Genomic DNA, 12,122 nt, shown 5'->3' on the forward strand with positions numbered 1-12,122 from the left:
GTAATTCCAGAAAAGGCTTAAAATCTTTTGATAATACTTAGGGCCAAATAGCGACCAAGTAATGAGATCCTTCGTTCAAACTACTACCTGAACGAAGGATCTCATTACTTGGTAGTATGATGAACTCTATAGGTCTTTATTATACCCTGTTCCTGTCCGCGTACGCAAATACCTTTTGTAAGAGTGGTGTGCTTCTGGCGGAAATCCTGGTTCTAATTTTAAGCTCCTCCTGGGCTATTTCAAAGAAAATACCATCAATGGCTTTAGCTGTTACGAAAGAGCTAAGATCAGGATTGACCTTTCCAACAAGAGGTATTTTATTGTAAGCGTTAATTGCATCAGCCCAGTAGCGGGTTGCTCCAACTTTCTGAAGGCTGCTTTCTATTATCGGCCTGAAACGGTCTGCCAGCTGCTGACTGGTAACTCTTTTGAAATATAATGTAGCAGCATCCTGCTGACCACTGAGAAGTATATTCGACGCATCCGAAAAGGTCATTCCTTTTACTGCTGAGATGAAGATAGGTTTAGCTTCTATAGCAGCTGCTTCGGCAGCACGATTAATACTTAGAATAACATTGTCAGCAAGTTTGTTCAAGCCTACACTTCTCAGCGTCCGTTCAACTTTCTGAGCTTCTTCAGGGAAAAGTATTTTGATGGCAGCATTGGCAAAGAATCCATCAGTTGCAGATAATCTATCGGCGCTGGAGGATGTTCCAAATTCAAGTGCCTGCTTTAGACCCATAGAAATTTCAGATGTTGTTGGATTTCCAAGGCCAGTCTGGCCTAAAACCTGCGCTGCCTGGTTCAACGTGTCGCAGCTTGCAAAAAACAGAAGAACAAATGCCGACAGGGTAATTTTAAGGGTTTTCATACTACAGAGTTTAAAATGGAAACCACTGGCCATTACCTTGAGGAATCCATAATCAGTTTGTCTTTAATAGATAGCAAATCCTTTGCCATTAATCCGCTGGATCTCACTAAAGTGAGAAATTCAGCACGATACCCCTCTTTATCTTTTCCCAAGCCTGATTCCGCCCAGTTCAGCACCGATTTGTAATTTGTATTTTGTTTGAATTCTGAATTTCGCAATAACATTCCATACCCGGCTACTGCCGCACTGAATCGAAAATCAGGACTCGTATTTTCCCAGGCAATTGATTTTGTCGGAATTGATTTGCTAATCAGGAGACTTTGGTCTTTGTCCGGGGCTTTATAACGGAGTTTGATGGTCAACAACTCGGCAGCCTGCCCTGTCGGCTTCGGCTCTGGCATCTTCTGATATTTGAGGTCATCAACACTTTCGATAAAGCTGCTTTTAACCCCAATAGGTATGATTTCATATAGTGCAGTTACGGTGTGACCCGAACCCATGTCCCCGGCATCCTTTTGATCATTATTGAAATCTTCTTTATTCAGCATTCTGTTTTCATATCCTATAAGCCGGTAAGCGCTAACCTTAGCCGGATTAAATTCTACTTGCAATTTGACATCTTTGGCGACGGTAAAAAGGGTTCCACCAAATTCTGTAATAAGGGTTTTTCTAGCCTCACTAATATTATCGATGTAAGCAAAATTTCCATTTCCTTTGTCGGCGAGTGTTTCCATTTTGCTGTCCTTGTAGTTTCCCATGCCATAGCCAAGGACAGTAAGGTAAACCCCTGATTTCTTTTCATTCTCAATAAGGCGCTGCATTTCGGCATCACTTGAAGCACCAACATTGAAATCGCCATCTGTTGCAAGAATTACGCGGTTATTTCCATCTTTAATGAAATTTTCCCGTGCAAGTTTGTAAGCCAACGCGATGCCCGCTCCCCCCGCTGTAGATCCGCCTGCTTCCAGCCTATTTAACGCATCTTTGATAGTTTGTTTGCTTTCACCTGATGTTGGCTTTAGAATCTCTCCAGCTGCACCCGCATATACCACAATGGAAACTCTATCCTTATCTCTTAACTGATCAACAAGCAGGCGGATAGAAGATTTAACTAGGGGAAGTTTATTGGCACTATTCATTGATCCCGACACATCGATCAGAAAAACAAAGTTTGATGCAGGAAGCTTGTCATATGTTATCGTTTTGGCCTGCAGACCGATTTTTACCAGCTGATGTTTTTGGTTCCAAGGTGCGGTAGAAACCTCTGTCATTATCGCCACAGGAGCATTATTTTGCGGCTGCGGATATTCGTAATCAAAATAATTGATCATTTCTTCAATTCGAACTGCATCGACAGGTGGCAATTGCCCCCCGTTAATGAACCGGCGAATATTACTGTAAGAGGCTGCATCAACATCTATCCCAAAGGTCGATAAAGGATTTTGCCGTGCTTCGTGGAAGCGATTTTCAGTAATAGCATTATAAGATTCGGTGTTAAAATCTGCAGGGCTATAGTGCCTGGTCTTGGACGAAAGCTGCCGGGCTTCCGCTGCAGCGATACGCCCGGCAATATTGGTCTGATCAGGTGCGTCTGCGATTACTTCACTCACTTGTTCTTTATTTTCATCTTCACTCTTTTGAATGTTTTTATTACATGAAAGTGTTAGAGTGGTAAGCGCACATAGCATTAAAATATATCTGTTGTTCATTACGTTCGGTTTTATTTAGGGGATGGTCAATGAGGATATTTTCCATAAATCCACAGAATATTTTTTATACTTGATAGAATTATTGGCGCGAGATATATTGAAATTCCTTAGAAATACTTCTGGAAACAGCGAATTTGACGAGCAGGGAATGTTACAGGAATATAGGAATTCCGGAAACCTCGAGGTGCTCGGCAAACTTTATGAGAAGTATATGCCACTGGTTTACGGACTTTGCTTAAAATATTTTAAGGACGAAGAGAAGAGCAAAGATGCGGTGATGCAAATCTTCGAAGAACTGGTAAAGAAGTTAAAGGTCCATGACGTAAGCAATTTCAAAAGCTGGCTATATACTTTATCACGAAACCATTGCCTGATGAGTATCAGGTCTTCTTCAAAGCACGAATTTGTGCCGATTGAGGAAAATGTTATGGAAAATGAAGCCTTTGTGCATCTAGATATAGATGAGACCCGTGAAAGCAAACTTCACGTGATGGAGAAATGCATTGAGAAACTTCCTGCTGAGCAAAAAGATACAATCAGCCTTTTTTACCTTGAGCAGAAATGTTATAAGGAAGTTTCCGATATTACAGGATATGATCTTAACAAAGTAAAGAGCTATATCCAGAATGGGAAACGGAATCTCAAAATTTGTATAGAAAAAAATAGTGAAAACTAATTATCCCGATAGTCTGACCATTCAGCAATACCTTGAAGGTAAACTGGATCCTGAGGTGGCACATCAGCTTGAAAAACAGGCCCTTGATGATCCGTTTCTTTGGGATGCACTGGAAGGCTATTCAGTGTACAGAGATCCTGCGGCTGATCTGAGCATTTTGCAAAGACAACTGCATGAGCGGATTGTTCATTTGCAGGAGAATAAAAAAGTATTTGACCTGAGCTGGCAGCGTCTTAGTATAGCGGCTGCAGCAGCGGTAATGTTCGTCTCTGCAGGAATTTTATTTTGGATGAATAGCCATAAAGCACCTGAACAGCTGGCTTCGGAAGCTCATAAACCGGTTGAAGTAAACGTTATTGACCGCGATTCTGTGGAAGCTGTTATTCAATCAAAAGATCAGGCAGTAGTTGCCTCCCTGGAAAAGAAAGAAATTAAATCTGAGCGCCCTGTAATTTCGGCATCGAAGCCGGGGAGCGCTATCGATAAAAAGGCTGTAATCTCGCCTGAGGTTGAGGGTGCAATTGCATCGAAATCGGCTGCAGCGAGTGTAACTGAATCACAGACCCGCAGTGTTGCTGCAACCCGACAGGCAAAAATGTCGAGAGTGGAAGAGAATGCCGCGATGAATCAGGCGACAGCTCCTGTGAATAATGCTCCTAAATCTGGATGGGCTGCTTACAACCATTACCTTACGGTTACGGCCAGCAATTTCAATACAGAGCCGCAGGTCTCAGGAGTAGTAATCATTTCCTTCCAGGTCGGTATAGACGGTAAACTGAATTCCTTAAAAGTTGTGAAATCGCTAAATGAAGCCTACGACAAGGAGGCCTTACGTATCGTACGCAATGGTTCTGAATGGACTCCATCCCCTGAAGGTAAGCCGTATGACGCTCGTGTAGAAGTTAATTTTCCGCGTTAGTCGTCCTCATAGGACACTGCATTCCTTTTCTTTTCGTTAAATTTGATATTTAAGCTCAACCCCATGAACAAATTATTGATTCTTGCAGCCATGTTATTTGCTTTTGCATGTAAGCCTAAAAACAGTGAAAATTCAAATGAAACGGCAACAAAACATGAAGATGTGCATTCTTATGCAAACCCGTCAAGAGCGGTTGTAAAACACCTTGATCTTGACATTAAGGTTGATTTCGATAGCAAATTGATTTCAGGAAAAGCCTCCTGGACGATAGAGAATCCATCTAAAGGAGACGAGATCATTTTTGATTCAAGAAACCTCAAGATCAGTAAAATTACTTTAGGGGATGACGAGAAAGAGACAACATTCAGCCTTGGTGATGACACTAAGTTTCTGGGGCAGGCTCTTAAGGTTAAAATTGAAGATGCAACAACCAAAGTTAATATTTATTATACCAATTCGGCGGATGCTGCGGCAGTTCAGTGGTTAAATCCACAACAAACCGCGGGCAAGAAATATCCATTTATGTTCACCCAATCTCAGGCTATTCTTGCGCGCACCTGGATTCCCTGCCAGGATAGCCCGGGAATACGATTTACTTATAACGCTAAGGTTACTGTACCCAGGGAATTACTGGCTTTGATGAGTGCAGAAAATCCACAGGAAAAGAATGCTGACGGAGTATATACTTTCAAACAGCCGAATCCAATTCCTTCTTACCTTATGGCTCTAGCCGTAGGGGATATGGCGTTTAAATCCGTGGATAACCGCACGGGCGTTTATGCCGAGCCCCTTACTCTCGAAAAAGCCGCGTATGAACTCGCAGATATGGGTAAAATGACAACAGCAGCTGAAAAAATTTACGGTCCTTATAAATGGGGACGATATGACGTACTGGTCCTCCCGCCAAGTTTCCCATTCGGCGGCATGGAAAATCCAATGCTGACTTTTGCAACCCCAACAATCATTGCTGGAGACCGTTCACTTGTCAGCTTGATAGCACACGAGCTTGCACATAGCTGGAGCGGTAACCTGGTGACCAACGCCAACTGGAACGACTTCTGGCTCAACGAAGGTTTTACCACATATTTTGAACGACGTATTGTCGAGGATGTATATGGTAAAGATGAAGCAAAAATGCAGGAATTATTAGGTTATCAAGGATTGCAGGAACTCGCCACAGAGATGGGAGCAACAAATGCAGATACTAAACTGAAGGGTGATTATGAAGGCCGTGATCCAGATGAGGGCGTGAGCGATATTGCTTACGAAAAAGGCTATTCCTTTATAAGAACTATTGAAGAAGCAGTTGGCCGTGAAAGGTTTGACAAATTCCTTCGGGGATATTTTGATTCACATGCCTTTCGGTCAGTAACTACTGAAGAATTCCTGGCTTATTTAGACGAGAATCTGATTAAGGGAGATAAGGTATTAAAAGATAAAATTAATGTTGATGCGTGGGTTTATCAGCCCGGCCTGCCGAATAATAGTCCAGCAGTAGGATCGGACAAGTTTAAATCATTAGATAGTCTTATAAGCCAATGGCAAAAGTCGGGTAATATCGCGGCACTGAATAAAAAAATGTCGACAAATGAAGCCTTGTATCTGATTAGCCACCTGCCGGCTAATATTACTCTCAATCAGATGGCTGATCTGGATAAGATGTTCAGGTTCACGGCGTCTGGAAACTCTGAGATCCAGGCGGCGTGGTATACGTTAGCTGTAAGGATGAAATATCAACCAGCCTACACAAATATTGAAAATTTCCTGACGGAAGTTGGAAGGCGCAAATTTTTAATGCCTCTCTACAAAGAGATGGTTAAAACTGCTGAAGGAAAGGAATGGGCAAAGAAAATCTATGCGAAAGCTCGGCCGAATTATCATTCAGTGGCTTACAATTCGATTGATGAATTATTGAAATAGAATAAGGAGCAAAGAACAACGATCAGGGATGCGGGTCTGCGAACCTGAAAGTTCAACTGCTTATATAGTGCTCAGATCCTCGTTTCTGATCCGGGATTTCCTCTAAATACCGCCGGTGTTTTGTTATCTGATAGCGATAGCTATTGGACAATTTGAATGCTCCAATCTTAGAGAAAGAAACTCAATATGGTGTAAATGAGTGCGGCAAGTGCGGCCGATACTGGTATAGTAAGCACCCATGCCCACATCAGACTGATGGTAACACCCCATCGTACCGCTGAGACACGTTTACTTAACCCTACGCCGATAATTGCACCGGTAATTGTATGTGTTGTGGAAACCGGAATTTTAAAGTATTCTGTAAAAAATAAAGTCACAGCACCGGCAGTTTCTGCTGCTACACCTTCGAGAGGAGTAACTTTGGTAATTTTAGTTCCCATCGTCTTAACGATCTTCCAGCCACCACTCATTGTACCAGCTGCAATTGCCGTGTAGCAGGCAATTGGAATCCACTCTGGAATGTGATTAATTTTTACTTTACCGTCAATTACCGTGTATCCCACGTGCAGCCAGTGCGACATTGTGTCGACACTAAGATTTTCATCTTTTAAGTAAACTATTACTGCAGCAGCAATAATACCCATAACCTTTTGTGCATCGTTAGCACCGTGGCCAAGGCTGAAGAGTGCAGATGATGCAAGCTGTAGTTTTTTAAACCACCATTCTGCTCTTGATGGATTGGCATATCGGCAGATATTTATGATTATTACTGTAATAGTGTAAGCCATGATCATACCGATGATCGGTGCAAGGACGATGAATGCTGCAATTTTCCCGATAACGCCTAAATTAATAACATCAAGACCCCCATGCGCAACTGCAGCTCCGGCAAAACCTCCGATTAGCGTGTGGGATGAGCTGGAGGGAATACCAAACCACCAGGTAAAAAGATTCCAGCAGATAGCAGCAACAACTCCTGCCAGGATTACAACAAGGTTGATATTCATTGTATCAGCCGTCTTAGCGACTGTATCCGCAATGTTGAGATTGAACAGGAAGTAGGCAAGAAAATTAAAGAATGCTGCCCAAACGACAGCCTGGAATGGTGTAAGTACTTTGGTTGAAACTACAGTTGCAATAGAATTTGCAGCGTCATGAAAACCGTTGATGTAATCAAACAGTAATGCTAGAATTATGACGATTATTAGTAATGTAAAACCCATGGACTTCGCTGAGGTATCGTATAATTTTTAAGCGTTTTTTACAAGAATTGATTCCAGCACATTCGCCGCATCCTCGCACATATCAGTTGCATCCTCAAGGGCTGATAAGATCTCTTTATACTTGATAAGCTTTACAGCATCTTTTTCATACATAAATAGCTCGCTAACAGCTTTGTCGAAAACATAATCAGCCTGGTTTTCTATGCTATTAATACGAACACACGAGTCAGCGATGATCCTGACATTTTTTAGGTCACGCAGTTCGTGGATCGCTTTATTGAGATCCTGACAAGCTTGAAGGATCAAGCTGGCCAATTCTTTAATTGGTGGGGTAATTTCGGTAACCTGATATAAGTCGATGCGGCTTGCAGATCCATGAATATAGTCTGCTATATCATCTAATGCACTTGCCAACCTGTGGATATCTTCCCGGTCAAACGGAGTGATAAAGTTTTTACTTAATTCCAGATGAATCTGGTGAGTAATCTCATCGCCGGTATGCTCGAGATCCTCAATATCTTTAAAAAGCTCCTTACGACGAGTAAGGTCTTCGGTATTGAGTGCTTCCACAAGCTTTTCACCCAGACTGATCAGGTTTGCGCTATCTTTTTCAAAAAGTGGGAAGAATTTTTTGTCTTTTGGAATGAAGTACTGAAAGATACTGTTCAATGACATCTCGTGAGGTTTTAAAGAATAAGCAAAAGTACCACACCAATGTTAAGTTAATGTTAACATTTAAAGCTTTAACTGTTACTTGCTTCGTTCTAACGTAAACCCGAAAGTAGAGCCAATGTTTTCAGTACTCCTGACCGTTATTGTTTGCTGGTGTGCTTCGATGATATGTTTAACGATGGCAAGTCCTAAGCCCGAGCCGCCGATCTGCCTTGAACGGCTTTTATCTGTGCGGTAAAATCTCTCGAAAAGCCTTGTAAGATACTTTTCTTCTATTCCTATTCCATCATCAGTAATTTCTACCAGAATCTGGTCGTGGAGTTCGAATGTTTTGATCGACGTCGTGCCGGGACTGTTTCCATACTTGAAAGAATTGTCAATAAGATTTACCAGAACTTGCCTGATTTTTTCCCTATCAGCATTTACCCAGGAGACGTAATTGTATTTCTCCTTGAATTCCATGGTGATGTTGTATTTCTTTGCCTTAAGCTCCAGGGATTCCATCACTTCCATGATAAGCTCGGCCAGGTCGAATTTGCTGTATTGGACAGGTATTTCGCCACTTTCGAGTTTTGAGATAGAATCCAGATCCTTTATAAAGAATGCCAGGCGGTCGACATTTTTGGATGCTTTATCCAGGAACTGCCTTGCAAGTTCTGGATCATTTTCTTCGTCTTCCTGAATGGCCTCAATATAACCCTGAATAGCAAAGAGAGGTGTTTTAAGTTCGTGCGAAATATTTGACAGAAATTCCCGCCTGAACTTTTCTTGTTCTTTGAGCTGGTCAATTTCAATTTTTTTGTCTTTGGCCCATTCTTTCACTTCATGTTCTACGTCGTGAATCGGATCAGTGCTCACATATTCGCCCAAGGCATCTTTAAGGTCTTTGCCGAGCTTAAGATTATGAATTAGCTTGTAAATTAGCTTAATCTTACTGTAAACGAAACGTTCAATGAGGTAGTAAAATACAGCATATGTTATGATGAGCGATACCGAAAAGGTTATTATAAAATCGACCCATTTCTGCTGGAAATAGAAGTTGATGATCGACAGGGATAATGCAACGGCTAAAGCGTTAATAAAAACGAGTACCCATAGTTTCATAAGGCTAATTTACTACTTAAAACACTTTGCCATGTGTCTTTTTCACAATCATTTGATTAAGTGCAGGTAAATTCTTCATTGCAGCTATCGTCATTTCAGCGAGAAATGGGGATCCAAACAAGCGCTGTATATAACGGCCAGACTTCAGCCTCATAGAAAATTCTCGGTTCCATCGGCACTTGTATGTTTGCTCCAGGCCTAACCTGTTCAAGGGAACATTTGACGAAAACTGAATTATGGATTCCGCTAGAATCTTTGCTGAATGAAACGCCATTGCCATTCCGTTTCCACATAGTGGCGTAATCATTCCGGCCGAATCTCCACAAAATAAAAGGTGATTTTCAACGAGCGTTTTTGGTTCAAATGATATTTCATTGATCACTTCTGGTTTGTCATACAGGAAATCTGAGTTCTCAAGCAAATGTTTCAGGAAAGGATTTTTATAGAGTACATGTTTTTCCATATCAGGTATTGAGTGAAACCGTTTCAGGTTAACTGTTTCTGAGAGGTAACATAGATTGAATTTTTGATCCTCGATTTTGCAAACGCCTGAATACCCACCGTTAAAATTATCTAGCCTAATCAGATTATCGGGCAGATCTGTTTTGATGTGGTACTTTACTCCCAGGTAAGGACTTCGGTAATAAAAGAAATTCCGTTTTAATTTTTGATCAAGGTTTGACCGTTTTCCATATGCTGCAATTGCTATTGGGGCAATAGAAATCCGGTTTTCTGCACTCACCTCGAAAAGGTCATCTTTGAGCTGTACGCCAAGGACTTTTTCGAAACAAAAGGATACACCAAGATTTTTTGCTTCTTGAAATAAATGCTGATCAAGTTTGTAGCGACTTAAGCCAAAACCACCCAAATCAAGCTGCGATGAAACCCGTCTACCACGAACAGTAGTTAGTTCAAGTTGGGAGATGCGCGAGGGTTGAAGATCTGAAATGTTTATTTCAAGAGATTGGAGAAAAGGCCAGGCTTCATTAGAAATATATTCACCGCAGACACGATGAAATGGATATTTCTTTTTCTCGAACACGGTAACTTCAAATCCAGCTTTTTGTAAAAGTATGGAGCAAGTGAGTCCACTGAGTCCTCCACCAATGATTATAACCTTTTTATCGGTCATTTCACAATGTTTTTAAAGAGTTGATTATCAGCTGCCACCTGAATGCCCACATCCATTTAAGTTTATAATTTTTGATCCCCGCTTCCTGGAGCATTTTCACAATGTCAGCTTTTTTAAAGCTTCTCATAACAGATATTTTGGAATCGTGTTTAACCATCTCTGACCTGGAAAATAAAGATGTAAGAACCCCAATTGAATGGAAAGCAAACCAATGCCGGTGAAGATCATTTACAATCACTGCAATTCGTGCGCAATCACTCATTTTCTGAATCAGCTTTATCCATTGCGCGTCTTTAAAATGATGAGTAAATAGGCTGGATAAAACTATGTCAAATTGATTTGTATGTAAGTCATTGCTGGTTACATCTGCCAGTATGTAGGAAATTTCAGGGAAATCGAAGGACTTAATCCGTGCATATTCTATAGCCGCTGGGGTTGCGTCAATTCCTATTAATTTAATTTTAAGGCCCTTTTTTCTGGCCCAAATCGCAATTTGCCGTAGTGAGTCGCCGCCGCCGCAACCCCAGTCGCTGATTGACATTCCATCTTTAATTTTTATTTGTCTGAAAGCATTAAAAAAGACCTTGTAGCCCCCAAGGAGTTTATTAACGACTTCCAGCTCGTCCATAATTGGATCAATAACTTCAGGACCGAGCGCGAAATCGTCCATCATTTCATCTTCGGTACTGCGGCGGCTAAAGTCTGGCATCTGAATCTCTCTTTAAGATCATGGATTCAACAGTCAGCCCCGGTCCAAAGGCACATCCAAGAATGGTTTTTTCCTCGCTTGTTTTCTCCGTCAGAATTTTCTCGAGTACAAAGAGGATGCTGGCTGATGACATATTTCCAAAATCCCGTAGAACCTGATAGCTATAATCATTCTTTTCTTTGGAAAATCCTAAAGCTGTTTCAGCTGCCTCGAGAATCTTCCTTCCTCCCGGATGAATGGCGTAAGTATTTACATCATCTACGTTCATGCCAGCTTTTTCAAGGGTTTTTGATACTATCGCTGGGATATGTTTCAGGATGAGTTTGGAAACTTTCGACGTTAATTTCATTTCGAACCCATTATCGCCAATATTCCAGCCCATTTCGTTTTTTGCTGCCGGGATAAATTCAGAATAGAAAGTGTCGAGTGAGAGAATATTTCCTGTACCATAACGCTGACATGAACTTTCAACCAAAGCGGCCGCTGCACCATCGGAGAATAGGGAATTTGCCACCCAATTATCCAGGGTGTTTTCTTTTTGGAAATGTAGAGTGCATAGTTCAATACAAACAATCAGGACTTTTGCATTTTCCTGAGCCCGGCATATGTAATCTGCGGTTTTAAGAGCATTCAGAGCTCCGTAACATCCCATAAAATTAATGCAAGTTCGCTCAACACTGTGATTTAATCCCAATAGTTCAACTAGATTAATGTCAATTCCCGGGGCATACATTCCAGTGCAACTTACCGTTATCAGGTGGGTGATTTTTGAGTAAATATTATTGTCAAAACCCTCTAAGCATTTTTTTGCTGCTGCTGCTGCTATTCCTGCTGCCTTCTCCTGGTATTGATCCATTCTGCTAGCCGTACCGGGGAATGGTTTATCATCCTGAAAGCTTTGAAACAGTTTGCGCTCTCGGTTAACTTTCTTTCCAAAATCAGGAAGGACGGAGAAGCGATGTTCGATTCCGGAATTATCATAGATCAGCTTAAGTCGCGAGGCGTTATTTTGATCGAGATCAAATGCTTCGACCATAAACTGGTATATATCTTTCTGGGAAGTACGGTATTCCGGATTAGCGGTACCAATTGCGCTTATACAACTGCTCATTTATCGTAAAATACTAAATTATCGCACCATTGGTTTTCTTCTTAACATCATTTCTGGCCTCATGTTTTTAAATCAA

11 protein-coding genes are annotated in these 12,122 nt (G+C 41.4%); 3 read left to right on the top strand and 8 right to left on the bottom strand.

Going from position 1 to position 12,122, the window contains the following annotated elements; translation table 11 throughout:
* Positions 1–139 precede the first annotated feature (139 nt).
* A complete protein-coding gene (locus B5X60_RS12965; RefSeq protein ID WP_079703269.1) occupies positions 140–871 on the bottom strand; it encodes a DUF4197 domain-containing protein in 732 nt (243 codons plus the stop codon).
* A gap of 32 nt (positions 872–903) precedes the next feature.
* Complete coding sequence (locus B5X60_RS12970; protein WP_079703107.1) at positions 904–2,580, bottom strand: vWA domain-containing protein; 1,677 nt, start codon at positions 2,578–2,580, stop codon at positions 904–906.
* Positions 2,581–2,677: 97 nt separating this feature from the next.
* Between B5X60_RS12970 and B5X60_RS12975 the strand changes: the two genes are divergently transcribed.
* The 3 genes from B5X60_RS12975 to B5X60_RS12985 all read left to right on the top strand — a co-directional run bounded on the left by B5X60_RS12975 (position 2,678) and on the right by B5X60_RS12985 (position 6,095).
* Positions 2,678–3,256, top strand: coding sequence for an RNA polymerase sigma factor (locus B5X60_RS12975; RefSeq protein ID WP_079703270.1), 579 nt, complete (start codon positions 2,678–2,680; stop codon positions 3,254–3,256).
* Entirely contained in the window at positions 3,246–4,175 is a 930-nt protein-coding gene (locus tag B5X60_RS12980; RefSeq protein WP_079703108.1) for a TonB family protein, read from the top strand. Before B5X60_RS12975 ends, B5X60_RS12980 begins: the two co-directional genes overlap by 11 nt.
* Positions 4,176–4,238: 63 nt before the next feature.
* Complete coding sequence (locus B5X60_RS12985; RefSeq protein ID WP_079703109.1) at positions 4,239–6,095, top strand: M1 family metallopeptidase; 1,857 nt, start codon at positions 4,239–4,241, stop codon at positions 6,093–6,095.
* A gap of 167 nt (positions 6,096–6,262) precedes the next feature.
* On the opposite strand, the gene B5X60_RS12990 is transcribed toward B5X60_RS12985, so the two are convergent.
* The 6 genes from B5X60_RS12990 to B5X60_RS13015 form a co-directional block, all read right to left on the bottom strand.
* Positions 6,263–7,318, bottom strand: coding sequence for an inorganic phosphate transporter (locus B5X60_RS12990; protein ID WP_079703110.1), 1,056 nt, complete (start codon positions 7,316–7,318; stop codon positions 6,263–6,265).
* 27 nt (positions 7,319–7,345) lie between these two features.
* On the bottom strand, positions 7,346–7,993 hold the full coding sequence (locus B5X60_RS12995; protein ID WP_079703111.1) for a DUF47 domain-containing protein: 648 nt from the start codon (positions 7,991–7,993) through the stop codon (positions 7,346–7,348).
* Positions 7,994–8,068: 75 nt separating this feature from the next.
* Positions 8,069–9,094, bottom strand: a complete 1,026-nt coding sequence (locus B5X60_RS13000; RefSeq protein ID WP_079703112.1) for a sensor histidine kinase — start codon at positions 9,092–9,094, stop codon at positions 8,069–8,071.
* Positions 9,095–9,110: 16 nt separating this feature from the next.
* Positions 9,111–10,226 (bottom strand): NAD(P)/FAD-dependent oxidoreductase, encoded by a 1,116-nt coding sequence (locus B5X60_RS13005; protein ID WP_079703113.1) that lies wholly within the window; start codon positions 10,224–10,226, stop codon positions 9,111–9,113.
* 1 nt (position 10,227) lies between these two features.
* Entirely contained in the window at positions 10,228–10,935 is a 708-nt protein-coding gene (locus B5X60_RS13010; RefSeq protein WP_079703114.1) for a methyltransferase domain-containing protein, read from the bottom strand.
* Positions 10,922–12,046, bottom strand: a complete 1,125-nt coding sequence (locus B5X60_RS13015; protein WP_079703115.1) for a type III polyketide synthase — start codon at positions 12,044–12,046, stop codon at positions 10,922–10,924. The genes B5X60_RS13010 and B5X60_RS13015 overlap by 14 nt, the downstream gene beginning before the upstream one ends.
* Positions 12,047–12,122 lie beyond the last annotated feature (76 nt).

The sequence above is a fragment of the Daejeonella lutea genome, from assembly GCF_900168015.1.
In the GTDB taxonomy this organism is placed as follows: Bacteria; Bacteroidota; Bacteroidia; order Sphingobacteriales; family Sphingobacteriaceae; genus Daejeonella; species Daejeonella lutea.

Coding starts and splice junctions, on each gene's coding strand:
- B5X60_RS12965 (WP_079703269.1), bottom strand. CDS start 871: ATGAAAACCCTTAAAATTACCCTGTCGGCATTTGTTCTTCTGTTTTTT.
- B5X60_RS12970 (WP_079703107.1), bottom strand. CDS start 2,580: ATGAACAACAGATATATTTTAATGCTATGTGCGCTTACCACTCTAACA.
- B5X60_RS12985 (WP_079703109.1), top strand. CDS start 4,239: ATGAACAAATTATTGATTCTTGCAGCCATGTTATTTGCTTTTGCATGT.
- B5X60_RS12990 (WP_079703110.1), bottom strand. CDS start 7,318: ATGGGTTTTACATTACTAATAATCGTCATAATTCTAGCATTACTGTTT.
- B5X60_RS12995 (WP_079703111.1), bottom strand. CDS start 7,993: ATGTCATTGAACAGTATCTTTCAGTACTTCATTCCAAAAGACAAAAAA.
- B5X60_RS13000 (WP_079703112.1), bottom strand. CDS start 9,094: ATGAAACTATGGGTACTCGTTTTTATTAACGCTTTAGCCGTTGCATTA.
- B5X60_RS13005 (WP_079703113.1), bottom strand. CDS start 10,226: ATGACCGATAAAAAGGTTATAATCATTGGTGGAGGACTCAGTGGACTC.
- B5X60_RS13010 (WP_079703114.1), bottom strand. CDS start 10,935: ATGCCAGACTTTAGCCGCCGCAGTACCGAAGATGAAATGATGGACGAT.
- B5X60_RS13015 (WP_079703115.1), bottom strand. CDS start 12,046: ATGAGCAGTTGTATAAGCGCAATTGGTACCGCTAATCCGGAATACCGT.